This window comes from Staphylococcus sp. HMSC62A08 (assembly GCF_001839105.1).
Classification (GTDB): domain Bacteria; phylum Bacillota; class Bacilli; order Staphylococcales; family Staphylococcaceae; genus Staphylococcus; species Staphylococcus caprae.
In genome coordinates this window covers 108,127-133,822 of sequence record NZ_KV840039.1, presented here as the reverse complement: position 1 = coordinate 133,822, position 25,696 = coordinate 108,127, and the positions used below count along the sequence as shown (strand labels likewise).

The following is a 25,696-nucleotide window of genomic DNA, read 5'->3' as shown; positions in this document are numbered from 1 at the left end:
AACTATGGTACAACATTTATCAGCACAGGAAATTATTCAATATATCAGTGATGCTAAGAAATCAACGCCATTAAAAGTATATGTGAATGGTCGTTTTGATGATGTTACATTCCCTGAATCATTTAAAGTCTTTGGTTCAGTAGAATCTAAAGTTATCTTCTGTGAAGCGGATGATTGGAAACCGTTCTATGAACAAAATCAAACTCGCATTGAAGATGTAGAAATTGAAATGGATCGACGTAATTCAGCAATTCCACTTAAAGATTTAACTCATACTAATGCACGTATTGAACCAGGTGCATTTATACGTGAACAAGCAATCATTGAAGATGGTGCTGTTGTAATGATGGGTGCAACGATTAATATTGGTGCAGTTGTTGGTGAAGGCACAATGGTAGACATGAATGCGACATTAGGCGGTCGTGCCACAACAGGTAAAAATGTTCACGTGGGTGCTGGTGCCGTACTAGCTGGTGTTATTGAACCACCAAGCGCTGATCCAGTGGTCATTGAAGATTATGTATTAATTGGTGCCAATGCAGTTATTCTTGAAGGTGTACGTGTGGGCGAAGGTGCTATTGTGGCAGCTGGTGCAATCGTAACTCAAGATGTCCCTGCTGGTGCTGTAGTTGCTGGAACGCCTGCTAAGGTGATTAAACAAACGTCTGAAGTTGAAGACTCTAAACGTGAAATTGTCTCTGCTTTAAGAAAGTTAAATGATTAATAAGTAGTTATGTGTTAGTCATTTTCCAATAAATGAATGTTAAAGGTTGAAGCAAATGATACTATCGAACGCTGATGTTGGGTTCTATTCATTTGTTTCACCTTTTTATTATAAAATGAAGCACCTCCTCTAGTTATAAATACATAATTAAAGAATAAAACTTAATTAAAGAATAAAACTTCATACAAGGAATGATTAAGATGAATGAATTAGAATTTGTAACGAAACATAGAAGACATTTACATCAATATCCAGAATTAAGTTTACATGAATTTGAAACAACGAAATATATTACGCAATTTCTAGATGAATTGGGAGTGACATACGACCGCCCTCTTGAAACGGGCGCTATTGCTTATTTAGAAGGTCAAAGTGATCATACTATAGCCTTTCGAGCAGATATTGATGCTTTACCTATATTTGAGGAAAATGAAGTAGAATATAGAAGCAAAATGGATAATGTTATGCATGCGTGTGGACATGATGGTCATACGACGGCGTTGATGTTATTCGTAACACGTTGTAAAGCGATGGCAGATAAAGGAGAACTACCTCATAATGTGGTCTTTATCTTCCAACCTGCCGAAGAAACTGGCGGAGGTGCCAATCGATTGATTAAAGCAGGCGCATTCGATAAATATCCTATCGAGGCTGTATTCGGCATTCATGTGAATCCTTTTGCAGAAGAAGGAAAAGTTGTTATTCGTGATGAAGAAATTACAGCAAGTGCGACAGAATATCGATTCTATTTAAATGGTTTATCTAGTCATGTTGCTGATAAGGAGCAAGGTCATTCATGTGGTGAAGCGCTTCAGCATGTTTTAACTCAAGTAGGACAAATTCAACAATATCACCTCAATGGTTTGAAACGTAATATCGTTCATATGGGTCACTTTGAAGCAGGAGAAGCCATCAATACTGTACCAAGTCATGGTTATCTTGAAGGTACAATCCGTACTTATGACGTAGATGATTTAACCGTCGTTAAACAGCAGATGAATAAGATTGCTGAAAGTGTACAGTTGCTATTTAATGTTGAATGCCAAGTCAAATTTGAGGAAGGTTACCCACCTACAATGAATAGCCCTAAGCTGCGCGAAAGTGTTGAACGTGCTTTAGAAGGTGCCAATTTAGAAGTTATTGATAAACCTACCCCGTTCTTATTTGGTGAAGATTTTAGTTTTTATGGTCAACAACTTGCACCATCTTATTTTGCATTTGTAGGTACTCAGAATAAAGATAAAGGTTATGTCACAGGTTTACATACCTCTCATCTTAATTTTGACGAAAAGGTATTAATTGATGTAGCGAATTATTATGAACAATTACTAAGAAATTATAAAGAGGTGTAAGGCAATTGACAGCAATTTGGTCAGTAGATACAGAAGCGTTTTATCAGAATGCTGTAAACGTTAGAAATGAACAACCTATTATGGCAGTTGTTAAGAACAACGCTTACCATTACGGTTTAGAATTTGCAGTGAAACAATTTTTGAAGGCAGGTATTGATACGTTTAGTACTACGTCATTGAAAGAAGCTGTGCGTGTGAGAGAAATCGCACCTCATGCAACGATTTTCCTAATGAATGCAGTATATGACTTTGATACTGTAAGAGAATATCAAATTCACATGACCCTTCCCTCTTTAGTATATTATTACGAGTACAAAGAGGATTTAAAAGGTATTCATGTTCATTTAGAGTTTGAGAATTTATTACATCGCTCAGGATTTAAAGATTTAGATGAGCTACATGAGGTTCTGGAAGACCATGCTCAAAATGACAATAGCGAAAAAATGATTATTTCGGGTCTATGGACACATTTCGGATATGCAGATGAATTTGATGTGCCGGAATATGGTATAGAACGTAAAGCTTGGTTAAATGTATTAAATACTTTGCTCGAGGAAGGCTATACATTTGAAATGATACATGCGCAAAATAGTGCGAGTTATTATCGCGAAGGTCAACAAGTTCTTCCCTATCATACTCATGCGCGTGTGGGTATTGCGCTTTACGGGTCTAGGCCTTATAGAAAGTTAGATACAAGTCGTATTCAACAGTCTTTAACAGTTAAAGGAAATGTGATTCAGACACGTGAAGTAAATGCCGGAGATTATTGTGGGTATAGCTTTGCCTTTGAAGCCACAAAAGACCATACACGATTAGCCGTCGTTGATGTTGGATATGGTGATGGTATTCTTAAATCAAGGGCACGACATGAAGCTATGATAAACGGAAAACGTTATCCAATTAGAGCGCTAATGATGAGTCATATGTTTGTTGAAGTAGATGACGAAGTTCATGCACAAGATGAAGTAGTATTATATAATAACGATATACGCATTGATGAATTTACATTCAAAGGTGTGGGCGCGAATTCTGAACAACTGAGCGCTATGAACCACGATTCTCTAATAAAGGAGTACATATAAATGGCAGTAGAATATAATGATTATGGCGAATTAACTATGGAAGGTACAAGCTTAAAGACGGTTGCTCAAAGCTTTGGTACCCCTACTATCGTTTATGATGAAGATCAAATCCGTACTCAAATGCGCAGATATCATGAAGCATTTAAGAAAAGCGGTTTAAAATATAATATATCGTATGCCTCTAAAGCATTTACGTGTATTCAGATGGTAAAACTTGTTCAAGAAGAAGATTTACAATTAGATGTTGTTTCTGAAGGTGAACTTTACACTGCATTAGAAGCTGGTTTTGATGCAAGTCGTATCCACTTCCATGGGAATAACAAAACTAAACGTGAAATCCAATATGCATTAGAAAATGGTATTGGTTATTTCGTGATCGATGCTTTAGAAGAGATTGACTTAATCGATAAATATGCAAGTAATGATGTGAATGTCGTTATACGCGTTAATCCAGGTGTTGAGGCGCATACGCATGAATTTATCCAAACAGGACAAGAAGATAGTAAGTTTGGTCTTTCAATTAAGCATGGTTTAGCACTTGAAGCGGTCAATAAAGTAAAAACTTCTAAGCACTTACAATTAAAAGGTGTTCACTTCCATGTAGGATCTCAAATTGAAGGAACTGAAGCGATGATTGAAACGGCTAAGATTGTGTTGAATTGGTTATCTGACAATGATATTCAGGTAGACTTACTTAACTTAGGTGGCGGTTTTGGAATCAAATACGTTGAGGAAGATGTAAGTTTCCCTATTGAAGAAGGCATTGCTGAAATTACTGATGCTATCAAAGAGACAGTACAATCATTGAATTATGAGTTACCTGAAATTGGTATTGAACCTGGACGTTCAATTGTAGGTGAAGCAGGAATTACGTTATATGAGGTTGGTACAATTAAAGAGATTCCTGAAGTTAATAAATATGTATCAGTGGATGGTGGTATGAGTGATCACATCCGTACTGCGTTATATGATGCTAAATATCAAGCGTTATTGGTTAATAGACATGAAGAAGCGGATGATACTGTGACAATCGCTGGTAAATTATGTGAATCTGGAGATATTATAATTAACAATGCTAAATTACCTTCTTCAGTTCAACGAGGAGACTACTTAGCTATCTTGTCTACAGGTGCATATCATTATTCAATGGCTTCCAATTATAATCAAATGCAAAAGCCATCCGTATTTTTCTTAAAAGATGGAAAAGCACGTGAAGTGATTAAACGTCAATCACTGAGACAATTAATTATAAATGATACGAAATAATAGTAAAAATGAGCGAGTAAAAGCTCACCTACTATCAATATGATTTTAATTAAAAACAATTTGAAAATGCCTTGGATAGATGATGTACTGAACCTATCCAAGGCGTTTTTGTTTAATTTAAATTAAATGAAATTTAAAATTGAATTTTTCTGAATATCGTAATTGCTATGAGATAAATAATGATTATATAAACAATAGTAATAGAGCTCATTACTGATAAGTTTAAAATAAAACTTTTATCGTTATCTAAATCTGTGAAATTTGAAGGGAAAAACTTGATTTTATTGATATTGTCTGTAATCTTTATGACCACATAACATAAAATCATACTGATAATAGTTATCCCAGAATTAAATTTCACAGAAAAAATAACAACATAGAAAATTAAGAATAAATCAGTTAAAAAAATCCCAAGAAGATTTAAGATTAGAGTATGATTTAATTCTGAGTTTTTTAACATAAAAGAATGAGATGAATACTCATGGTTGTTAACATAAAACAAATAAACTACTAATGTTGATAATAATAAAATGGATAAGAATATAAAATAACTAGAAATAATAGATGTTAATTTAGAATTAAAGATTTTGTAACGACTTTGATCCTTATAAAATAATAGTCTTCCTGTACTAATTTCGCTATAAAATAATAAAGAAGATAAATATCCAATAATTATTAGTGATAGCATTGCTTTTTGTTGAGTATCATATATTGCGATAAATAATTCTACAAAGCTTACACTATTCGTTTGAGTTGCTGATAATGAAAGAAAATTACTATTAAGTAATTCAGCTAGGAATATCAAGAGAGGATAAAGTCCAATGAGGTATAGCATCCAAGTTGCACGAATCTTTGAAATATATAAGAAGTTAAATTTAAACATAATATTACCTACTCTTTATAGAAATATGAAGATAATAGATTATCATTGCTTTCTATTTTTATTAAGGGGTTTTTACCTACTAAATTAAGTAAATTTGTAAGATCTACTTCTTCATCCTTATTAATAATTGTTATTGTATTGCCATCAATTTTTTTGATGAACCTGAAATTATCTTTTAATTCCGAAGCATTGCTTAAAGTATTTTTGAATATTAACTTTTGAGTGATTATTCTATTATGTAAGTCAATTTCTTTAATTTGGTGGTTTTCTAATAATAGAAATCTATCACAAAGTCCTTCTAATTCTTTTAACTGGTGGCTAGATATTAAAAATAGAGTATTTTTTTCTTTTGAATATTTCTCAATGATATTATTTAATTCCCTTACCCCTAATGGATCCAGTCCTAAAAATGGCTCATCTAATACAGCTACTTTTGGTTGGGTAATTAAACAAATAGCTAAACAAAGTCTTTGTTTCATTCCATACGAATAATTTTTAACCTTCTTTTCATTATCTTCTAGACCTACAATGTTTAGCATCGTTTGAATTTCACTTATATAGCTCATCTTATTATTAATTTTTAGGTAATTTTCAATATTTTGCCTTGCATTTAACTCAGGATAATATATTTGTCCTATCATGAAAGAAAAATCTTTTATCATATTGTGAGATTTATGTATATCTATATTGTTAAAATAAACCTTTCCTTTAGATGGTAATTGAGTTTTAGCTATTAGTTTCATTAATGTTGATTTTCCTGACCCATTAGAACCTATAAGACCTACCTTTTCTCCGGCAGATAATTTGAAATTAACATCACATAATACTTCTTTCTTCTTAAAAGATTTATACACATTTCTAAATTCTAGCATTGATTTCACCTCTTTTATGTTTAATAAAAACTACAATCATTTGAGGTATTAAATAAACAAAAAATAAAAAGATAATCTGAGATAGTTCAAGCATATTTGGAGATACTTTAATTTCTATATCACTATTATTAATTTGTGCCTTCTCGATATAGGACAAATAACCATCTAGATGCATTATATATTTACTATAAATAATGTAAAAAATTAGGTTTGAAATTACGTTTAACCATAAATATAATTTCATTTTTGAAGTGAAAATAATTAAGATAGCTGATGTAACGGATGGGACTAAAATAATTAATAAATTTGCCAAGTAAACATCAATGCGTAATTCTAAAAGAGCTAAAATTGAGAAAAATATACAGTTTAAAAATAGGGATAATAATATTGATTTCATGAAATTCACCTCATTACTACAGTTAAAACATTATATATCCAATGAGCGATAATTGAAAAAAAGATTTGGCAAAACATTATTTCATCCTCATTTATTACTAATTATATTATAAAACATTTTCATTATTAAATCAATTTGGAATTATATAGTGGAATATATTGTTAGAGGACTAGATTTAAGAGACGCTGTTTTTTAGACACAGACATGCAAAAAATAATTAGATACTCTTAATTCTTATTTTTGGGCATAAAAAAAAGAAAGAAATTAACATCGATTTCTTTCTGAGATACTGTATGTATTGATATAAAAAACACCCTACATCTTGGTAAGGTGTTAGTTAAAGTCAATAATTACAATCTATTTATTATAGTTTAACAACGTTTGCAGCTTGAGGACCGCGGTCGCCTTCAACTACTTCAAATTCAACTGATTGACCTTCTTCTAATGATTTGTAACCATCTTGGTTGATTGCTGAGAAGTGTACGAATACGTCGTTTTCTCCTTCAACTTCGATGAAGCCGAAACCTTTTTCAGCGTTAAACCATTTAACTGTACCTTGTTTCATAATTCTGAAACCTCCAAGACTAAATTCTTTCAATATGCGTTATTCGCATATTACAAAAAATACGTGTGCTTATATGTATGATAAATCCAAATATTCTTTGCAATATGGAATAAAACAATTGCTTAATAATCATTATAGTTTAGTCATAGCTAAATTGCAATACAATTATAGAAAATTATCATTTAATCAATTTTTGGAAGATTAAAATAAACCTCATTATTTTTTAAAATAATAAAACTATAAAATATTTGTAAATCTTCTTCGCAATCTTCGCAAAAATTCAAGTCGCAATTATTGTAAAAGGCATGAATATTGTACTTTCCCACTACATAGTTATCAAAACAATTCTTACATTCTTGAAGTAATTCCGTGTACCTTGCCAACATGTCGTCATAGGTATTAAAATCTAATCTTTCAACAACTTTTTCGGGCCAATCGCTAAATAGCCACCAACCTTCGTAGTCAGCCCTAATCTTTGCAACTGTCCACATTTCAAAATCCCCTTCCATGTTTAAAACCTATAACCTCAATTGTAACTTTTCATAATTCAAAATCAAGTTTCAAGACTCATACTTTTGGCCGATAGTACGTATAGCAATTATTAGTTTTTTACAACCAAAATACGTATAATGAAAACATGAGGTGATATTATGCAACGTAAACATATTCAAGTTTTCGGAACTGTTCAAGGTGTGGGATTCAGATTCTATACTGAACGTATCGCTAGAGAATACAATATTAAAGGGACAGTTCAGAATGTTGAAGACTACGTAGATATATATGCGCAAGGTAATAATAAAGAATTAGACCAATTTATACAATCGGTAATTAAAGGTGCTTCACCTGCTTCATCGGTTACGAATTATACTATTGAAGATTTAGATACCGATGACTCCTTAACAGAATTTAAAACGATTTAAACTTTAATATAAAGGAAGATGACATTTGAGATATAACATTTCTCGTATATTTGGAGTGTTAGTGGGTATACCAGTAGCTTTTGTCGTTTGGTTAGTTACTGTTTTTGCTTGGGATTTATCCTTTTTAATTGATGGTGTTATAGGGATAGTTGGTTTTTTAGCATCTTACTTCCCTACTCAAAGACTCACTTCACGTAAATATCTTAATGAAATCGGATTATCGCGAAGAGACTATAGATATGTTAGAGCGCAGCTTAACCAAGCTCAATTAAAGATTAGAAACATTTTAAAATCATTTATAAATATACGATCTATTAAAGATTTTAGACAGGTTAATGATATTTATCGTATTTCTCGTTCAATATATACGAGTATTAAACAACGTCCAGGGATGTTTTTCAAAGTAGAAGGTTTCTTTTATTCTCATTTAGACAATGCACTCAATTTGGTAGACTCGTATACACGTTTAGCTCGCATGCCAAGAAAGTCAAAAGAAGAAAAGCAAAAGCTTGAACAAACACGAATTACTTTGGATGAAGTGAAACGAACGTTAGTAGCAGATTTGAAACGTTTAAATGAGGAAGATTATGAACGACTCGATATTGAAATGGAATTAAATAAATTAGAACAGGAACGTCGTAAAGATGTATAACAGAAATGGAGAGATGAATGAGATGACGCGCGAATTAAACAGCAATCAATCGCATCCACTCGATCAATATATTCAAGATAATTCAACTCAAAATCCAACAGTCGCTCAAGACTTTGAACCTCAATTTAGTGAGGAAGACAAACAAAAAATAGAAACTATTAGTCAGCAAATTAAACCTTTAGATCATGAAGGTTTGTTACAATTTGGTACGAATTTACAACAAAGCATGTCTCAATTTTCTCATCAAATGTTAGATGAAGTTCAATCTAAAGATATGGGACCGGTTGGTGATTCTCTTAATCAATTAATGGGAAAATTAAAGTCTGTTAATCCTAATGATTTAGATCCAAACAAACAATCTAAGCTTAAACGACTATTTAGAAGAACGAAAGCTTCTATAAATGAAGTTTTCTCTAGAATGCAATCTGTAAGTTCGCAAATTGATCGAATTACTGTTCAGCTAGACAAGCATAAAGGTAATTTAACGAACGATGTTGAGTTGTTAGACGGTCTTTATGACCAAAATAAAAAATATTTTGATGATGTAACACTATATATTGCAGCAGCTCAGCGTAAGAAACAGCAGATTCAATCAGAAACGATACCAGAGTTACAGGACAAAGCGCAACACTCAGGAAATCAAATGGATATTCAAGCTGTTGCTGATATGGAACAATTCGTAGATCGTTTAGAAAAGAGAATTTACGATTTGCAATTATCTCGACAAATTGCGATTCAAACTGCACCACAAATTCGCATGATTCAAAATGTTAATCAGGCATTAGCTGAAAAAATCCAAAGCTCAATTCTTACAAGTATTCCTTTATGGAAGAATCAAATGGCGATTGCTTTAACATTAATGCGCCAACGCAATGCAGTTTCAGCACAACGAGCAGTTACAGATACGACAAATGATTTACTAACACAGAATGCTTCTATGCTTAAACAGAATGCTATTGAAACGGCTACTGAAAATGAGCGTGGTATTGTTGATATTGAAACACTAAAAACAACACAAAGTGATATCATAGAAACAATTGAACAAACGTTACAAATTCAGCAAGACGGACGTCAAAAACGTCAAGCTGCTGAAAAAGAACTGAATGGTCTAGAACAAGATTTAAAGCAACACTTGTTATCTATGAGAAAAGAATAAATATAAAAATGGCACTCATACGAAGTAGAAATAAAGTGCATCCCATGAAGTTAGATTTAAGTCCAACTTTTGGGTGCACTTTCAATATATCACTTCCGTTATGAGTGCCTTTTACATAATCATATTAAAATTTTGTTATGGTATTACTCTTTTTGATATGCGATGGTCTTTTGTTTAACAAAGTAAGAAACAATATAACCAACGATTGTAGCAATCACAGCAATCGGGAACCATTCAAGTGAATAGTGTTTTAATGGTAAATGATCTATAAAAGATATTTTAATCCAGCCTTGCGTAGTGATTAAACTTAAAATAGACTCAATCGCTATAACAACAAGCGGAATTTGTTGAGCGATGGGTTTGGTTGGAACAAAACGAGCAATTAATATGAGCAAGACAACTGTAATGGCGATTGGATAAACAATACTCAACACCGGTACAGACATCGTTATTACTGAATTAAGCCCTTGGTTTGCTAGGATGAAACTTATTAAAGTAAAAATGATGACATACACTTTATAAGGGATTTTAGGTAAAATACGATGGAAATATTGGCTCACTGAGACAATAAGTCCGCAAGCTGTAGTCAAACATGCTAGTGCGACAATAATGCCTAATAAGTATTTACCAAAAGTACCGAAACCGGTAGCTGCCATCGTAGTTAGTAAATAAGTACCCACGTTTTGATCGTTTGCTGTGAGTTCTTTCATTTTCCCAGGAGTGACATGCATATGATTACCGATAAATCCTAATGAAATATAAATAAAAATTAAAGCTACAGCAGCGATAAGCCCTGCTATCATCGTTTGTTTGAAAATCTTATCAGCATGCTGAATGCCAGTAGCCTTCACCGCATTAACGACGATCATTGAAAACGCAATTGAAGCTATTGCATCCATTGTTAAATATCCCTGAGTAAAGCCTTGTGAGAAACTACCAAATGCAGAATGGAACAGTTTTGTGTTACCAGCATCTGGTGTCTGCCCTCCGAAATCTACAAAACCTTTAATAATCATAGCTAAGATAGTTATGAGCAATAAAGGTGTAAGTAATGAACCAATTCTATCAATCATTTTATTTGGATTGAGACATAAATAAAGAACGATTAAAAAATAGATGATAGTAAAAATTAATAAAGCCAAACTTCCATTTGTGTGAGCAATTGGTGTAATCGTCATTTCAAATGATGTTGAAGCTGTACGAGGAATCGCAAACAATGGTCCAATTGTTAAATATATAATAATTAAAAATATTAAAGAAAATTTTGGTGAAATTTTATTAAATGCCCCGATATAACCTTGATGGTCTAAAGCCCCTACGACGACACCTAATAAAGGTAGACCTATACCTGTTAAAGCAAATGCAAGTATAGCCGGCCATAAGAAATGTCCACTATCGAGACCGAGATTTGTTGGAAAAATAAGGTTTCCCGCACCGAAAAACATGGCAAATAGGGTAAAACCTATAATCCAAGTATTTTTATTCATAATGCTGCTCCTTTTTATCTAATAATGCAACATTCAACATTCTATCATAATTAAGATTTATAAGTCTATATAATTTCAGAAAATTTAAAAACTTATATAATGTAAATATCTTCATATTTTAAAGTTAAAGCGAAATATCTTTTAATTAAGAAAACGAAGTACAATCCAACACTTACACATCCCACTATTTCATAAGTTTAAAATGACTTCAGCAATAGTTTCTTCAATAATGGCGATAAATGACTTGGTAAATGTTCCACGCCCTCAACAAAAATAGAAAATTGACCATAGATATTGTGAATGGTTTGCTCAATATCTTCAGTAATTGGTTCTTGACTAAGGAAGACATTAAAAACTTCAATCCCAAACTTGCGTGCAGTTTCAACAGCTTCATACGTATCAATAATACCGTCTTGACTATAATTAAATGCTGATGGTTCACCATCTGAGAACACGATAAGAAAACGCTGTTGATGACTTCTTTGTAAAAGGCGTTCACTTGCGACTCTGATTGCCACGCCATCGCGATTATCATCTTGCGGTTCTAATGACATAATTCGAGGGCCTTCCTTTTCAAAAATTGAATAATTATAATTAATAATTTCATCAATAATATTAGGTTGTTCGCGATCATCAGCTTCAAAGGCATCCTCATTAAAAGCTAAAATTTCATGTTTAATATTTAAAGTTTTCAATGTTTCGTGGAATAAAACGACACCTTTGATCGTTTCGTCCATTTTGTCATGCATACTCGCAGAGGCATCTACTAATAATGTGAAGGTTGCATCAAACGTTTTACTTAAGTCCTGTTTTTTATAAAATAATTTAAATTGATCATCAATAAACCAGTTGATTAAATCTTTTTGAAGCCGCCCTTTAGTGAGATTGCGACGTTCATCTTCATGTTCTCGGTCAATTGTTTTTTTAATGATTTGAATTAAATCTTTAATCTCATATTGCACATCATTCTTCGAAGATTGGTAATTTATGATGTCTTGGGGTTGAATATCAGGTACTTTCCATTCAATTTTTACATTCTTATTGATTCCTTCTAAGGCAAATGCTTGATTTTGGCCTATTAAACCACCTTCATCACGATCTAAAGTACTCTGAGAGCCCTTTCCTTTCTTAGTCATCATATCGGTCATATCATCTGTGCTGTCGCCTTCTCGAGCTGTGTCATTATCCGCCATGACTTCACTATTTTCGCCTTCATGAAGTTCCATTTCTAGATAAGCACCGCCTTTGGATTGGCTATCCGCTGATTTTGTTTCTGCTTCTGCTGTTTCAATATCTTCTTCGGAATTATTGGTATCATTACCATCTGTTTGACTTGCATCTGTACGTTTCAAATCGTCAAATGTAGTAGTTTGAATATCTTCGTATAACTTTTGTGGTAAATAATAATATTCATTTAACATATCTTCTTTGAGTAAATCATCAACTTGGTACATAATACGTTCAGCGAGGTACATATTATCTTCTGAAGATTGATTCTGGAAAATATTAGGCAAATACTGATACATGCTAACTAAGATATCATCAAATAAAGGATGAATTGTTGGTATGTCAAAGAAGTTTTGACTTAGAAAGGCACGCTCTAAATAAAGGAATAGTAAATCTGTATAAACAGTTTTAGTTTTATACACATTGATTTGTGAATCTGTGAAAGCCATTCGCGTATTTAAACGTAAATCGATATACTTAGCAGTACTTGGTCGTTCGTTACGGATGATGTCGAAAATACGCACATCTTCCAATAACTTGAACAACTGATGAAAGAATTTACGATGTTGGAAATCACTATGATGTAAGACTTCGTTTACAATATCTACATCCATGTGATGGTAGCCATAAGCAGCTAATAGTACGTCAGTTTTAAGTCCTGCTTGTTCAACTTGAGGTGGCCGATGAGACCAAAACCAACTTGTGATTAAAGTATTGCTAAATGGATTATAATATGGAAATTTTTGGATTTTGACTTGTGTTTGTTCATTTTTTAAAAGCAATCGTGCTAGGTCTTGTAACATCATGACTTGCTTAGCATCTAATTGTTCATCGTTGAATTTGATAAAACGATCACTCATACGTATCCCTCTTTAAAAATTTAACTCAATTGCGTTAACAATGGCTTGTTGCTCACGTTCATCTTCTAACTTATCGATAATTGTACGTTTAATCGCACGTTCAATTGGTATAACAGTAGCTAAGTCACTTAAGTCGATGAGTGCACGTATACTAGCAGCCTCTTCGGAAATTTGTCCTTGCTTCGTCATTGTTCTTAAATCTTCATTAAATTTGATAATTTGTCGTATCACTTGATCATCTTGTAAACGGCTTTGCTCTTTGATGACCGTTTTCAAAATATCCCCATCAATATAATCAACTTCTATGACGATAAAACGGTTCTTGAGTGCTTCGTTCATAGGTAACGTCCCTACATATCCTTCATTAATTGCGGCGATAACATTGAAGCCTGGTGCAGCTTTAATGACCTCCCCAGTATATGGGTTAGTAATTTGACGTCGATAGTCTAAAACACCATTTAGAATTGGTAACGTTTCAGGTTTCGCCATATTAATTTCATCAATATAGAGAATATGACCCTGTTTCATTGCTTTAATTACAGGCCCATCTATAAACACAATTTCTTGATGGCCTTCTTCATTTGTTTGAATTGTTTTAAATCCAAGTAAACTTTCAGTATCTAAATCCACTGAACAATTGACTTGGTGCATAGGCCGTTGAACTTCCTGACTAAGTGTCTCAGCAAGCTTCGTTTTCCCAGAACCTGTAGGGCCTTTTAATAAAATATTTTTATTTAATTCAAAAAGCACTTTCGCATCTTGAAATACAGATTCATCTGAGTTTTTATAAATTGTTTGTACCATCGTTACCCTTCCTTTATGTATAAAAAGAGGCTAAGACATCTAAGTCTCCACAGACCTGTCTTAGCCCTATTAATAATGTTAAGTCATCACTACTTCAATTGCATGGCGCGTTCTATACTTCTTTAAAGTAGTCCTTGAAGTATCCGCCCACTAAGCCAGAGTTATCAATAATTTGATAATACTCTTCAGTTTCATTGATAACATCGTATTGTTTACCAACTGTTAACATATCAGAAACTGTAAATTTCTTAGCATCTGTATTTGTCACTTCTACTTTTTTGATAGGTGTACGTTCTTTCCATGTTTCATGTAACATTGTATAACCTTCCTCTATTAAAAATGATTTACTTTTCTAATGTGTAAATAAATGAGATACCACTGTTTTCAGTGATTCTTAAAGATTCTGAATCCTCTTGTTCTAACGTTTGGTAAGGTATACCGATTTCATCTAAACGTTCTTTAGCTTGATTAAAAGCTTCACGATGTTGCGTTGAGAATTCGACTTGTTCTACTGGACCGACATCAGACATTTCAATATCTTTATCGGCTTCATATAAGTGAAGTTCACCACCTAAGCCACCTTCACCAATTTTGAAAACTTGAATATTTTCATCGGCGTCTTCACTTGGTAAATACTCTGCGAATAAATCCAGACCAAATACTCTCGTTAAAATAGATGTAGTAATCGCTAATTCGTTGACTTTAAGTATCACAGGCCCTAAACCTTGCACTTGATGAAGTGGATTAACCGAACTGTCAAATGAAGGCATGCCAAGACCGACACCTGTATTATGTTCATTTGAGTAAATATTGAATGTTTGATGATTGTCATCTTTAAAACTAAAATGTTTATTACCATTGAGTTCAGTCATTGAGCTATAAGAGATGTTGTGATTTGAGAGAATCTCTTGATACTCATTTAATCCTAAATCAGAGGGTGTGCGTAACCCTACACTATCAATATGCTGATTTATGTAATCATTAGTAGGAATTTCTACAAAATGTAGTCGAGTACCGGGGTTTAAATTAGCATCTCCAAATCTTAAAGCATTTTCATTTTTATCAGTATATTGCAATCCGATGATGTTACTAAATAATTCTTTAGTTTTAGATAGGTCACTCGTCCCTATAGTGACACTTCTAAGTCCGCTCATAAACTGACACTCCTAGATTTTGTCTTTATAATCAATATTATAACGTATTTTAAGGCTAATGAATATGATGAAAGTTTATTCTATGTGGGTTATTTTAAGTCAACATTGTCATTTGTTTGAAAATTAAAATTACACATTGGATAAAATTTTTGTATATATTAAAATATATGTAAAGACATGTTTAAGGAGGCGTACATATGTCTAACTTATGGATTTTATTTGCAATTACAGTACTTATTGCAGTTTATTCAGGTATTCAAGTTTTCACTAATTTAGATAATAAACAAAAGCCTAGTTTTAAATATTTTACAATTGCATTTGTAGTTTGTGTAATTCTTGCAATTATTGAAATTATATTTCTTTCTTAATCATATATCATTTAAAAAACGTCCTAGCCAATTGGGTTAGGACGTTTATTTTTGCTCGGATTTTAAGAATATAAATATGGTGAGTCCAAATAAAACTAAAATATAGACTATCATAATTAATGTTATTGATAGAAAGTTAAAATGAGCAAGTGTTTCTGTATTATAAACTGACATATAGTCACCTATTGGTGGTACGATCCACAATATATATTTAAGAAAAGTGTACGTTTGTAATAAAAATGGACGTAAAATACTTACCAAAATGATTAAAGCAATAAGTAACCACATATATTTTTTTGATATCACATTAATATTCGCAATGATTGTAGAAATTAGGATTGCAGTTAAACAAACAATGATGTGTAAGACAATTGCAAGTGTGCCCTCTTTTAAAGATACTTTATCCTTAAAACTATGTATTAAAATTGGATAAAGCATCGAAAAAACAATTAAGATACAGTTTGCCAAAAATATAAATAGTAACTTACCAAAAAGGTACTTAAGTTTAGACTCAAGCTGTATAAAAAGTAAATATTTTTCGTTTAACGTTTCTAAATTTAAAATATTTATGGTAAGCCAACATGAAATAATAAGCAACACCAAACAACTTGAAGCATAACTAGACAATATTGGTTGGCCACTATAAAGATATTGAATAATAATCCAAGTTATAAAAATCATCATCGGCGGTATGAACTGATAAGAGCGAAGGTATTTCTTATATTGATATTGAATAAACGCTATCATGAACCAGTCACATCCTTTATTTCGATGATGTCACATTGCTGATCAAGTAATATTTTAAGTAAGGTATTCAAATAAGATGCATTAATTTGAATGTGCAACTTATCATCTACAGTTTGAATAGAGTTAAGATGATGATACTTTGATAAAATTTTAGAAATACTAGCGTTATATTGAATAATAACTAATTTAGTAATTTGTGAGATTTCGTTTTTATCACTTTCAACAGTATGAAATTCACCAGTTTCAATATTAAGAATGTGCGTAGTGATTTTTTGATGTAAAAATGATTCGTGAGACGTTAATACTATTGTAGCTATAGATTTTAACTGACTTAAATAATCTAATAGAAATTGTGTAGCTTCTTGGTCCAGTCCAGAAAATGGTTCATCTAAAATATAAATATCAGCTTTTTTAAGCAAACACTGAATTATATTTACCTTTTGTTTCGTACCTTTTGAACAATTTTTAATTTTTTGAGTTAAAAATGGCGATAAATTGAAGTGTTGAACAAAGTGATTAAGATTTACCTGTGTTTGGTCAGATGGGTATGTTTTTAATAAAAATTTAAAGTATTCATTAATAGTTAAATTTAAATTGTCAGGAAAGTAATCTATCGCATAACTTACTCGTCCTTTAACAGAAAGACTCCCATTCTGATAATTCATTAAACCAGCAATAATCTTTAAAGTTACACTTTTCCCTGAACCATTATGCCCCTTTATTAAAGTGATGGAATTTTTTGGAATAATAAAATTGCTATTTTTGATAATAATTTGCTTATTTATCCTTTTTGAGATGTGATAAAACTCGAGTGCAATATTAGACATTTTTACTCCCAATTTCTGTGACTTATTCTTTCACTCTTATATCTTAGCACTAAGAACTATAAACATAATCATACTTTAGTCATATTTAAGGTGTAAAAATACAACGGTCTCTATGGTCGTTGTATAGGAAATAGAAATCTGTAATTTAATTAGAAATATCTATCTATAGCTTTATATAGTACAGGGCGCTCTCCCGTCTTTTCAACAATATTAATTTTGATTAATTCGTTTAACAACTTTCTTGTAGTTTGGCTAGTAGTATTTAAATATGTTGAAAGCTCTTGTACTGTCGTATGGTCTTCTAAAGAAAAATATTGAATTTGAGCTAAAATAAACATGATATTATTATGTTTCTCAGATAATGATGTTAATTTAGGATCGTCGTTAATTTTTTGTAAGCGAACTCTAATTGTGAATTTTTTGTTTTTAATTCTTCAATTAAACTTTCTTGACCTTTCTTAATAAAACTTAAAAAGTTGAAAAAAAAAAAAAAAAAAACACCTTTATTTATTACACTATTTGTTTTATCGAACATGTCATAATAGATATTTTTATTATTTTCTATGATGTTAGAAAATGAAAAGGCTGTATATCGATTGAACACTTTACTTAAATATAAAGCGTTTATAAAACGTGATGTACGACCATTTCCATCATAAAATGGATGAATATATCCAAAGTAATAATGAAAAATAGCAATTTTAATAATAGGTACTACATGACTGGAAGAATTCATAAAATTTAGTAAGATTTGTAAATGATTGATGATATTATTATGAGGATGAATACCTTTATGTATAACTTTATTAGTAGAGGTAACAATGTTCACTGAATGATTCCGGAATAATTCGCCGTCCGGTTTATTCTCAAAATCGGCTTCTTCTGCGATCATTTCATAAATAGTTTTAATATCTTTTGGTACTTCAAGAAGATTATTTTTACCGTCAAATATTTCTAAATAAGATTTCAACATACTTTTAAATCGAGTATTCATTTTAGGATTTTCTTTTATATTTTTTATGCTATTTAAGATTTCTTGTTTGCTACATTTTATGCCTTCTATCTGATTAGTAGAGAATAATTCATTGACTATCAACTCTTGATGTAATGATTGAGTAGCAATTTCAGGTAAATTTGTAATAAGTTTTGCTATAGTCGAGTTGTTTTTATCGATATCGTCAATTAAATTTTTAATTTTCGAAGTAAGAATATAATATAAATTGAAGCTGTCACTAGATTTAAATGGTTTGATTTTTAAATCTAATATCTCTACATTTGGATCATTTAGTCGTATATTTAATTCTTTTTCGAACTCTTTGGGGTATTTATAGAAATATTTATACATAAATTCCATCTCTTCACCGCCTAAATATATGATTCGATAAATTTTATCACTAAGTATATTTATAAACAATATTTAATTTATAATATGAAAAAATATCTATGTGTAAACGCGTGATGATTAAGATAACTTTACTTAATTTTTCACATAAAAAATACAGCGACGTCGAACGCCACTGTATCAGTATTTATAGAGTATATTTAGTTCAGAATTATGATTCTAGTAATAAATCTTCTGGATTTTCAATTAATTCTTTGATTGTTTTTAAGAATCCTACTGCTTCTTTACCATCAATGATTCTGTGGTCATAGCTTAAAGCTAAGTACATCATTGGACGGTTTTCAATTGTATCTTTATCGATTGCGATTGGACGAGTAATGATTGAGTGCATACCTAAGATAGCAGCTTGGCTACCGTTAATGATTGGTGTACTCATCATTGAACCGAAGATACCGCCATTCGTAATTGTGAATGAACCGTTAACCATGTCATCTAAGCCTAATTTTTTATCACGTGCTTTGACAGCTAAGTTAGCAATTTCTTGTTCAATTTCAGCAAAGTTTTTCTTATCGCAGTCTCTAACGAATGGAACTAATAAACCATCATCTGTAGAAACAGCAATACCGATATCATAGAATTGCTTAGTAATCATATCTTCGCCGTCGATTTCAGCATTTACTTCAGGATATTTCTTAAGTGCTGCTACTGCTGCTTTAGTGAAGAATGACATGAAACCAAGTTTTGTTCCATCATGATCTTTCATGAATTGTTCTTTTTTACGTTTACGTAATTCCATAACATTTGTCATGTCTACTTCGTTGAATGTTGTTAACATTGCTGTTTGATTAGATACTTCTAATAATTTTTTAGCAGCTGTTTTCTTACGACGTGACATTTTTTCACGAATAACTGGTTTAGATGGATTGTCATTAGATTTTTTAGAACCACTGTCTTGTGATTTGCTTTCACTTTTAGCCGGTTGACTTGCTTGTTTTTGACTATTATCAACGTCATCTTTTCTTAATACGTCATTTCCTTTACCAGAAACTTCGCTTAAGTTAACGCCATTTTCACGTGCATGTCTACGTGCAGATGGCGTAGCATTGACACGTTGATTGTTAGTATCTTGGCTATCTTGTTTATTATCTGAAGAAGCTTGTTTTTGTTCTGATTTATCTTCAGTTTGTCCTGCATCTTTAGATTCATCTTTTTGTGGAGTGTCTTCTGATGAACCACTTGATGCATTACCACTACCTTCGCCTACAACAGCTACAGCTTGACCTACTTCAACTGTATCGCCTTCTTCGGCTAATTGTTCAGATAGTACGCCTGCTTCCTCAGAAACAACTTCAACGTTTACTTTATCTGTTTCTAATTCTAAGATAGCTTCACCTTTATCTACGCTATCTCCAACGTTCTTTAACCACTCTGCAATGGTACCTTCTGTGATTGATTCTGCTAATTCTGGAACTTTTACCTCTGGCATACTTAATTTCCCCCTAGTTAATTATTAATGCTACTTTCAATAATTCGATTTTGAACAAGTTTATGAATTTCTCCATCACCTTCAGCAGGTGCTGCCCTTTGAATTCTACCATGATAGCTAAGATCATATCTATCAGCAACAAGTGCTTTAAGATAAGGATAAACAAATAACCAAGCGCCTTGGTTTTTAGGTTCTTCTTGAACCCATGATACTTTTTCTAGATTTGGTAGTGATTCTAGAACTTCTTTAATTTCTTCTTCAGGGAATGGATATAATCTCTCTACTGCAACAAGTAAAGTAGATTCATCAGGGTTTTTCTCTAAATGTTCTTTTAAATCGATAAACATTTTTCCTGAAGCTAAAATAACTTTTTTAACTTTTTCTGCATCGTGTTCTTCAGTAATGATAGGTTTGAAACCACCAGAAGTAAATTCATCGATTGGTTTAGCAACTGTTTTATTTCGTAATAAACTTTTCGGTGACATTACGATTAATGGTCTCATTTCTTGAGAATCTAAGCTTGCTGCTTGTGCTCGCAATAAGTGGAAGTAGTTACTTGAACTAGATAAGTTTACTACTGTGCTATTATTTTCAGCAGCAAGTTGCAAGAATCTTTCTAAACGAGCAGATGAGTGTTCAGCACCTTGACCTTCATAAGAATGAGGTAAGAATAATGTTAGACCTGAACGTTCTCCCCATTTAGCACGAGAACTTGATAAGAAGTTATCAAAAATCATTTGTGCCATGTTAGAGAAATCTCCGTATTGAGCTTCCCAAATGTTGAAACTTCCTTTGTTCTCAACGTTGTAACCATATTCGAAACCAACAACAGCAGCTTCAGATAATGGTGAGTTGTGAATTTCAAAAGTCGCTTTTTGATCAGGTACATGATGCAATGGTGTATAAGTATCACCATTTCTTCGTCATGTAGAACAGCATGTCTATGACTGAAAGTACCACGTTCACTATCTTGACCAGTTAAACGAACTGAAGTTCCATCTTGTAAAATAGTGGCGAAAGCAAGTTGCTCTGCTTGAGCCCAATCAACTAATCCGCCATCTTTTTCAAATGGTTCTCTACGTTTTTCGAGTACTTTATTTAGCTTTTTAAGTACATGGAAATCTTCAGGATATGTGAGCATTGCATCATTGATTTCTTTAAGATGATCAAATGTGAAATCTTTCTCGTCACTTTGTAATGGTAATTGAAGTGACTCAGGTTTTTCCATATCTGGATTATCCATCTTATCTGATTTATCGATTTTTTCATGCGCTGCACGCATTTCTTTTTGAACATTATCAATTATTTCATTCATTTCGTCTTCTGAAATGATACCGTCTTCTACTAATTTCTTACCATATAAAATTTCGACTGATTCGTGTTTACGAATATTGTGATATGGAACAGGGTTTGTGATAGAAGGTTCATCCATTTCATTATGCCCATAACGACGATATCCTACTAAATCGATAACGACATCTTTGTGGAACTCTTTGCGGAATTCCATCGCGATATCGATGGCTTCAATTGTTGCTTCTACATCATCTGCATTAACGTGTAAAATTGGAACATCGTAACCTTTAGCAACATCAGTTGAATAAGTTGTTGAACGTCCATCAACAGGTTCAGTTGTGAATCCAATTCTATTATTTGTAATGATGTGAAGTGAACCGCCAGTAGTATAACCCTGTAAGCTACCTAGGTTCATTGTTTCAAAGTTAATACCTTGACCTGGATAAGCCGCATCACCATGAATGATAATTGGCATTGCTTTATGGAAGTCAGTTGATGGTGAACCAGCTTGATGTGTTTCATCTTGTGCAGCACGTGTTCTACCTTCAACAACGGGTGCTACAATTTCCAAGTGGCTTGGGTTATTAGCTAGAGAAATACGTTGTTCAGTACCGTATGAGTCAGTCGTTTTAACGCCACCTAAGTGGTACTTAACATCGCCTGTCCAACCTGAAGTTAATTCTAAACTACCGTCTTCAGGTAAGAATTTCATAGGATCTGTGTGCATGAATTCTGAAATCATCATTTCATATGGTTTTTCAAGCACATGTGTTAATACGTTTAATCGTCCTCGGTGAGCCATACCGATTTGAATATTCTTAATTCCCTCATTACCCGCTAAAGTAATAGTATGTTGAAGCATTGGTACTAACGTGTCTACCCCTTCAATAGAGAAACGTTTTGCACCAACGAAGTTTTTGTGTAAGTATTTTTCAAATCCTTCAACATGCGCTAATTTTTTGAAAAGTTCTTTTTTCTGATTATTGTTTAAATTCGCTTTATAAGGCGTTTCTATACGTCTTTTTAACCAAATGCGCTGTTTATTATTATTAATATGTGTATATTCAAAAGCAATTGGTCCTTTATAGCGTTTTTCCATACGGACGATCGCTTCATAGGCATTGTCATAAATATCTTCAAAGTGTTCTGATACAATACCAGCTGAAATTTGTTCCAAAGTTTCTTGGTCTAAATCAAAGTCTTCAATTCCTAATTTAGGGACATGTTTACGCTCTGGAGGATTAACTGGATAAATGCCTGCCTTTAAGTGTCCGTATTGACGTATATTATCGATTAAGCGCATCACACGTTTAATCGTGCTGTCTCCCGCTTGTGAACCACTTGAACCAGTGGTCGGTTTAGCCTCGATATGAGCTTCCCCTGTTTTAATTGTACTAAATAGAACTTGTAAATCTTCTGGAACTGATGATGGATCTTGTAGGTAATCATCATACAAATCTAGCATTAAGCCGAGATTTGCACCGAAGTTTACAGGCGCCTCTGTAACTTCCTTTTTGTCCTTTGTCATTTTTACACCCTCCACAAAAATGTTGAAACGCTTACAAGACAATAATAGCATTATTTCAAATTTTGTTAAAGTCAATTTACCTATTTATATACAAAAAGCAGAACCAAATATAGATTGGTTCTGCGTTATTTTAAAAAATGGAATGAGTTGCTTCGTCGATGCGGTTCAAAGACGCAATGGAGCTATCCAAAAAATTATATTTAGTTACCTAATTTTGTAATGGAAACTGAATTTTGAAAGTAGTAAACGATTGAACTTCACTGCTTACTTCAATTGTTCCACCATTTAATTGTACGATTTTTTGGGCAATTGATAAACCTAACCCATTACCGCCTTGGCTTCGCGCACGTGATTTGTCCACACGATAAAATCTGTCAAAGATAAACTCTAAATCTGCTTTAGGAATGCCCATACCATGATCGGTAATTTCGATACTAACAAGTTTATTCTTTAACTGTGTAGTGATCGTTATATATTTGTTATCAGTATCATACTTCATCGCATTATCTAAGAAGATAAGTAATAATTGTTCGAATTGATGTCGGTTGATCTTCAAGTGAATAGGTTTAGATGTTAATTCTATTTCAAATGTATAATTAGGATGTAGTTGTTTAAGTGATTTGACTCGGGTTTGAATTTCATTATTCACATCTACATTTTCACATTCAAGTACATTACTGTTCACTCTATCTTTGGTTAACATCAGTAATTCTTCAACAAGTTTAGTAATTCGGTTTACCTCTTCAATAGATATATCCAGTGACTCTTCTAGAACTTCTGGGTCTTTTTTACCCCACCGTTGAATTAAATTGAGATGGCCTTGAATGATTTGTAAAGGGGTTCTTAATTCGTGAGAGGCATCTTCAACGAATTGGCGCTGTTGATTGAAGGATTCTTCAATTTGATACATCATATCATTGAAAGTCACGATAAGATTATCTGTTTCTTCATAATTTGTGGTTAATTCAAGTTTTTTCTGGAAACCATCGCGTCGGATTTGATTCATTTTATTAGACATCGTCACAATGGGTTTTGTAATTTGTGATGAGAAGATATAACTAATCCCTGCTGTAATGATGGTAGCGATGAGTCCAAATGCTAAGGCTACGATATAAAGTGATCGCACTAGATTATCGTAATTTTGTAGTGAATGGATTAATACGCTATATCCGGAAAAGTCCTTTGAATGTATTGGTTCAGTAATAATTAAATAGTTGATACCATGACTTTTATGGATATGAATACGTTCAGGATGATTGATATCAACCTTTTTGTCATAATTGATGGCATTTTCATTAGATGTTTGTATTAATTTTTTACCTCTATCATCAAAAATGATGACCTCTTGAAAGTTCTCTAACGAAGCATTTAAATCGAGCGGTGATATTTGATCTAAAGATTTAGAATGAAACAAATTTGCAATATCACTCGAACTTCTCTCAGCTTCGTCTAATTCACTATTTCTCAATGTATCCTTTAAGAAGAAAATGATAATCAAACAAAATAACAATATTGTCGTAAATGTAATGAGTGTCGTAATCATCATCCATTTATATTTTAACTTACGACGTTTAATCATCGAATCACATACCCTACACCACGAACGGTTTCAATCGATTTTTCCTTATTAAAAGGTTTTAATTTATTACGTAAATATCTGATATAAACATCTACGACATTCGTTTCAACTTCACTATTGAAACCCCACACGTGGTCTAAAATTTGTTCACGTTGCATGACGTGATTTCTATTTTCAGCTAAAACATATAACAAATCATACTCTGTTTTCGTCAATTCAAGCTGTATACCGTCAACTGTAACTTTGAAAGCATCTTTATCAATGATAATTCCGTTAATGTCAATGACATCTTTTTGAGGCTGTCTACGTAAGATAGCTCTAATTCGAGCGAGCAGTTCCTCAATATCGAAAGGTTTAACGATGTAATCATCGGCGCCATAATCGAGTCCAGCAACTTTATCATATGTTTCACCTTTAGCGGTGATAATGATAATTGGCGTTGAATATTCTTGACGAATTTGTCTACAAATCTCTAGGCCGTTAATGTTAGGTAACATTAAGTCAAGAATGATCAGATCATATGATTTATTTAATGCTTTATCTAAACCTGTGCGACCATCATTTTCTATATCTACATTGTAATTCTCATGTGTGAGTTCAAGTTCTATAAATCGAGCAAGATTTTGCTCATCTTCTACGATTAAAATATTTGTCATATTTGCACCTCTTGATACATCTTACCTAATAGCATATGAATGAAAAAGATGTATTCTTTAATTGTTATGAATTTGTTAATAATTTCTCTTTATTTGCTTTATCTATTTTATCACAATTCATTCTCAATGATTTTATCATTAATGAAAGTTTATTTGGAAAATTAAAAATCTATGAAGTGTTGATATGACAGCGTTTATATTATGTTAGATGAAATTTATCAAAAAAGTTTGTGATTCTAATTGACAACGATTCTCAGTCATGTATAATACTAGTTGAAAATGATTATCAATACCGACTAGAACATTCCCCCCACATATATTTCGTTCTTATTGGATTGGTCATTTTCAATTATCCCCTTTTATATGCCCGTAAAAGACTAACGTTGAGAAACAACGTTTCAATAAAAGCAGTAGACCTTTGACACTTGAGGTTTACTGCTTTTTTAGTGGGAGCGGGACAGAAATATAA

Annotated in this window: 24 protein-coding genes and 2 pseudogenes; 8 read left to right on the top strand and 18 right to left on the bottom strand. The window is 32.4% G+C overall.

Annotated elements, in window-relative coordinates; all coding sequences use genetic code 11:
* Positions 1 to 4: 4 nt before the first annotated feature.
* From dapD to lysA, 4 genes are all read left to right on the top strand, one after another.
* Entirely contained in the window at positions 5 to 724 is a 720-nt protein-coding gene (gene dapD / locus HMPREF3264_RS06610; protein ID WP_070872589.1) for a 2,3,4,5-tetrahydropyridine-2,6-dicarboxylate N-acetyltransferase, read from the top strand.
* A gap of 200 nt (positions 725 to 924) precedes the next feature.
* Positions 925 to 2,076, top strand: a complete 1,152-nt coding sequence (locus HMPREF3264_RS06605) for an amidohydrolase (RefSeq protein ID WP_070872587.1) — start codon at positions 925 to 927, stop codon at positions 2,074 to 2,076.
* A 5-nt stretch (positions 2,077 to 2,081) separates the two neighbouring features.
* Positions 2,082 to 3,158, top strand: coding sequence for an alanine racemase (locus HMPREF3264_RS06600; protein WP_070872586.1), 1,077 nt, complete (start codon positions 2,082 to 2,084; stop codon positions 3,156 to 3,158).
* Positions 3,159 to 4,424 carry a diaminopimelate decarboxylase gene (gene lysA / locus HMPREF3264_RS06595; protein ID WP_070872584.1) on the top strand — a complete coding sequence of 422 codons (1,266 nt, stop codon included), beginning with the start codon at positions 3,159 to 3,161 and terminating at the stop codon, positions 4,422 to 4,424. It begins immediately after the preceding gene.
* 133 nt (positions 4,425 to 4,557) lie between these two features.
* Here the strand turns inward: lysA and HMPREF3264_RS06590 are convergent, their stop codons facing one another.
* The 5 genes from HMPREF3264_RS06590 to msaA form a co-directional block, all read right to left on the bottom strand.
* On the bottom strand, positions 4,558 to 5,307 hold the full coding sequence (locus tag HMPREF3264_RS06590) for a hypothetical protein (RefSeq protein ID WP_070872582.1): 750 nt from the start codon (positions 5,305 to 5,307) through the stop codon (positions 4,558 to 4,560).
* A gap of 8 nt (positions 5,308 to 5,315) precedes the next feature.
* Entirely contained in the window at positions 5,316 to 6,179 is an 864-nt protein-coding gene (locus tag HMPREF3264_RS06585; protein ID WP_070872580.1) for an ABC transporter ATP-binding protein, read from the bottom strand.
* Positions 6,166 to 6,576 carry an Msa family membrane protein gene (locus HMPREF3264_RS06580; protein ID WP_070872578.1) on the bottom strand — a complete coding sequence of 137 codons (411 nt, stop codon included), beginning with the start codon at positions 6,574 to 6,576 and terminating at the stop codon, positions 6,166 to 6,168. Before HMPREF3264_RS06580 ends, HMPREF3264_RS06585 begins: the two co-directional genes overlap by 14 nt.
* Positions 6,577 to 6,940: 364 nt before the next feature.
* Positions 6,941 to 7,141, bottom strand: coding sequence for a cold shock protein CspA (cspA, locus tag HMPREF3264_RS06575; RefSeq protein WP_002433901.1), 201 nt, complete (start codon positions 7,139 to 7,141; stop codon positions 6,941 to 6,943).
* A 182-nt stretch (positions 7,142 to 7,323) separates the two neighbouring features.
* Complete coding sequence (gene msaA / locus HMPREF3264_RS06570; protein ID WP_037541442.1) at positions 7,324 to 7,632, bottom strand: regulatory protein MsaA; 309 nt, start codon at positions 7,630 to 7,632, stop codon at positions 7,324 to 7,326.
* Between the two features lie 159 nt (positions 7,633 to 7,791).
* Here msaA and HMPREF3264_RS06565 point away from each other — a divergent pair, with 159 nt between their 5' ends.
* From HMPREF3264_RS06565 to HMPREF3264_RS06555, 3 genes are read left to right on the top strand one after another with little or no spacing between them, the layout of a single operon-like run.
* A complete protein-coding gene (locus HMPREF3264_RS06565) occupies positions 7,792 to 8,061 on the top strand; it encodes an acylphosphatase (RefSeq protein ID WP_070872575.1) in 270 nt (89 codons plus the stop codon).
* 25 nt (positions 8,062 to 8,086) lie between these two features.
* Positions 8,087 to 8,713 carry a 5-bromo-4-chloroindolyl phosphate hydrolysis family protein gene (locus tag HMPREF3264_RS06560; protein ID WP_037541443.1) on the top strand — a complete coding sequence of 209 codons (627 nt, stop codon included), beginning with the start codon at positions 8,087 to 8,089 and terminating at the stop codon, positions 8,711 to 8,713.
* Between the two features lie 22 nt (positions 8,714 to 8,735).
* Positions 8,736 to 9,869 (top strand): toxic anion resistance protein, encoded by a 1,134-nt coding sequence (locus tag HMPREF3264_RS06555; protein WP_070873265.1) that lies wholly within the window; start codon positions 8,736 to 8,738, stop codon positions 9,867 to 9,869.
* A gap of 143 nt (positions 9,870 to 10,012) precedes the next feature.
* Here the strand turns inward: HMPREF3264_RS06555 and brnQ are convergent, their stop codons facing one another.
* The 5 genes from brnQ to HMPREF3264_RS06530 form a co-directional block, all read right to left on the bottom strand.
* Positions 10,013 to 11,356: a branched-chain amino acid-like transporter carrier protein BrnQ3 gene (gene brnQ, locus HMPREF3264_RS06550; protein WP_070872573.1), complete on the bottom strand. Its 1,344-nt coding sequence runs from the start codon at positions 11,354 to 11,356 to the stop codon at positions 10,013 to 10,015.
* Positions 11,357 to 11,553: 197 nt separating this feature from the next.
* Complete coding sequence (locus tag HMPREF3264_RS06545; protein ID WP_070872571.1) at positions 11,554 to 13,443, bottom strand: vWA domain-containing protein; 1,890 nt, start codon at positions 13,441 to 13,443, stop codon at positions 11,554 to 11,556.
* A gap of 12 nt (positions 13,444 to 13,455) precedes the next feature.
* Positions 13,456 to 14,247 (bottom strand): ATP-binding protein, encoded by a 792-nt coding sequence (locus HMPREF3264_RS06540; protein WP_002442834.1) that lies wholly within the window; start codon positions 14,245 to 14,247, stop codon positions 13,456 to 13,458.
* Positions 14,248 to 14,359: 112 nt separating this feature from the next.
* On the bottom strand, positions 14,360 to 14,563 hold the full coding sequence (locus tag HMPREF3264_RS06535; protein WP_002442835.1) for a DUF6501 family protein: 204 nt from the start codon (positions 14,561 to 14,563) through the stop codon (positions 14,360 to 14,362).
* A 28-nt stretch (positions 14,564 to 14,591) separates the two neighbouring features.
* Positions 14,592 to 15,401 carry a VOC family protein gene (locus HMPREF3264_RS06530; protein ID WP_070872569.1) on the bottom strand — a complete coding sequence of 270 codons (810 nt, stop codon included), beginning with the start codon at positions 15,399 to 15,401 and terminating at the stop codon, positions 14,592 to 14,594.
* Positions 15,402 to 15,598: 197 nt separating this feature from the next.
* Between HMPREF3264_RS06530 and HMPREF3264_RS06525 the strand changes: the two genes are divergently transcribed.
* Complete coding sequence (locus HMPREF3264_RS06525) at positions 15,599 to 15,769, top strand: hypothetical protein (RefSeq protein WP_002442837.1); 171 nt, start codon at positions 15,599 to 15,601, stop codon at positions 15,767 to 15,769.
* Between the two features lie 743 nt (positions 15,770 to 16,512).
* Here the strand turns inward: HMPREF3264_RS06525 and HMPREF3264_RS06515 are convergent.
* The 8 genes and pseudogenes from HMPREF3264_RS06515 to HMPREF3264_RS12930 all read right to left on the bottom strand — a co-directional run.
* Positions 16,513 to 17,343, bottom strand: coding sequence for an ATP-binding cassette domain-containing protein (locus tag HMPREF3264_RS06515; protein ID WP_070872566.1), 831 nt, complete (start codon positions 17,341 to 17,343; stop codon positions 16,513 to 16,515).
* A gap of 149 nt (positions 17,344 to 17,492) precedes the next feature.
* Positions 17,493 to 17,681, bottom strand: a complete 189-nt coding sequence (locus HMPREF3264_RS12935) for a hypothetical protein (RefSeq protein WP_256323966.1) — start codon at positions 17,679 to 17,681, stop codon at positions 17,493 to 17,495.
* A 29-nt stretch (positions 17,682 to 17,710) separates the two neighbouring features.
* A complete protein-coding gene (locus HMPREF3264_RS06510) occupies positions 17,711 to 18,697 on the bottom strand; it encodes a Fic family protein (RefSeq protein ID WP_256323965.1) in 987 nt (328 codons plus the stop codon).
* Positions 18,698 to 18,896: 199 nt separating this feature from the next.
* Positions 18,897 to 20,171 (bottom strand): dihydrolipoyllysine-residue succinyltransferase, encoded by a 1,275-nt coding sequence (sucB, locus tag HMPREF3264_RS06505; RefSeq protein ID WP_002442845.1) that lies wholly within the window; start codon positions 20,169 to 20,171, stop codon positions 18,897 to 18,899.
* 17 nt (positions 20,172 to 20,188) lie between these two features.
* A pseudogene (locus HMPREF3264_RS06500) lies at positions 20,189 to 22,992 on the bottom strand (2-oxoglutarate dehydrogenase E1 component).
* 208 nt (positions 22,993 to 23,200) lie between these two features.
* Positions 23,201 to 24,571 carry a HAMP domain-containing sensor histidine kinase gene (locus tag HMPREF3264_RS06495; protein ID WP_070872564.1) on the bottom strand — a complete coding sequence of 457 codons (1,371 nt, stop codon included), beginning with the start codon at positions 24,569 to 24,571 and terminating at the stop codon, positions 23,201 to 23,203.
* On the bottom strand, positions 24,568 to 25,227 hold the full coding sequence (locus HMPREF3264_RS06490; protein ID WP_070872562.1) for a response regulator transcription factor: 660 nt from the start codon (positions 25,225 to 25,227) through the stop codon (positions 24,568 to 24,570). Before HMPREF3264_RS06490 ends, HMPREF3264_RS06495 begins: the two co-directional genes overlap by 4 nt.
* Before the next feature lie 207 nt (positions 25,228 to 25,434).
* Positions 25,435 to 25,570, bottom strand: a pseudogene (locus tag HMPREF3264_RS12930) (hypothetical protein); the annotation flags it as partial.
* Positions 25,571 to 25,696 lie beyond the last annotated feature (126 nt).

Bases quoted from the DNA above. Each gene is read 5' to 3' on its own strand.
- dapD (WP_070872589.1), top strand. From the start codon at position 5: ATGGTACAACATTTATCAGCACAGGAAATTATTCAATATATCAGTGAT.
- HMPREF3264_RS06605 (WP_070872587.1), top strand. From the start codon at position 925: ATGAATGAATTAGAATTTGTAACGAAACATAGAAGACATTTACATCAA.
- lysA (WP_070872584.1), top strand. From the start codon at position 3,159: ATGGCAGTAGAATATAATGATTATGGCGAATTAACTATGGAAGGTACA.
- HMPREF3264_RS06590 (WP_070872582.1), bottom strand. From the start codon at position 5,307: ATGTTTAAATTTAACTTCTTATATATTTCAAAGATTCGTGCAACTTGG.
- HMPREF3264_RS06585 (WP_070872580.1), bottom strand. From the start codon at position 6,179: ATGCTAGAATTTAGAAATGTGTATAAATCTTTTAAGAAGAAAGAAGTA.
- HMPREF3264_RS06580 (WP_070872578.1), bottom strand. From the start codon at position 6,576: ATGAAATCAATATTATTATCCCTATTTTTAAACTGTATATTTTTCTCA.
- cspA (WP_002433901.1), bottom strand. From the start codon at position 7,141: ATGAAACAAGGTACAGTTAAATGGTTTAACGCTGAAAAAGGTTTCGGC.
- msaA (WP_037541442.1), bottom strand. From the start codon at position 7,632: ATGTGGACAGTTGCAAAGATTAGGGCTGACTACGAAGGTTGGTGGCTA.
- HMPREF3264_RS06565 (WP_070872575.1), top strand. From the start codon at position 7,792: ATGCAACGTAAACATATTCAAGTTTTCGGAACTGTTCAAGGTGTGGGA.
- HMPREF3264_RS06555 (WP_070873265.1), top strand. From the start codon at position 8,736: ATGACGCGCGAATTAAACAGCAATCAATCGCATCCACTCGATCAATAT.
- brnQ (WP_070872573.1), bottom strand. From the start codon at position 11,356: ATGAATAAAAATACTTGGATTATAGGTTTTACCCTATTTGCCATGTTT.
- HMPREF3264_RS06545 (WP_070872571.1), bottom strand. From the start codon at position 13,443: ATGAGTGATCGTTTTATCAAATTCAACGATGAACAATTAGATGCTAAG.
- HMPREF3264_RS06540 (WP_002442834.1), bottom strand. From the start codon at position 14,247: ATGGTACAAACAATTTATAAAAACTCAGATGAATCTGTATTTCAAGAT.
- HMPREF3264_RS06535 (WP_002442835.1), bottom strand. From the start codon at position 14,563: ATGTTACATGAAACATGGAAAGAACGTACACCTATCAAAAAAGTAGAA.
- HMPREF3264_RS06530 (WP_070872569.1), bottom strand. From the start codon at position 15,401: ATGAGCGGACTTAGAAGTGTCACTATAGGGACGAGTGACCTATCTAAA.
- HMPREF3264_RS06525 (WP_002442837.1), top strand. From the start codon at position 15,599: ATGTCTAACTTATGGATTTTATTTGCAATTACAGTACTTATTGCAGTT.
- HMPREF3264_RS06515 (WP_070872566.1), bottom strand. From the start codon at position 17,343: ATGTCTAATATTGCACTCGAGTTTTATCACATCTCAAAAAGGATAAAT.
- HMPREF3264_RS12935 (WP_256323966.1), bottom strand. From the start codon at position 17,681: ATGTTTATTTTAGCTCAAATTCAATATTTTTCTTTAGAAGACCATACG.
- HMPREF3264_RS06510 (WP_256323965.1), bottom strand. From the start codon at position 18,697: ATGGAATTTATGTATAAATATTTCTATAAATACCCCAAAGAGTTCGAA.
- sucB (WP_002442845.1), bottom strand. From the start codon at position 20,171: ATGCCAGAGGTAAAAGTTCCAGAATTAGCAGAATCAATCACAGAAGGT.
- HMPREF3264_RS06495 (WP_070872564.1), bottom strand. From the start codon at position 24,571: ATGATTAAACGTCGTAAGTTAAAATATAAATGGATGATGATTACGACA.
- HMPREF3264_RS06490 (WP_070872562.1), bottom strand. From the start codon at position 25,227: ATGACAAATATTTTAATCGTAGAAGATGAGCAAAATCTTGCTCGATTT.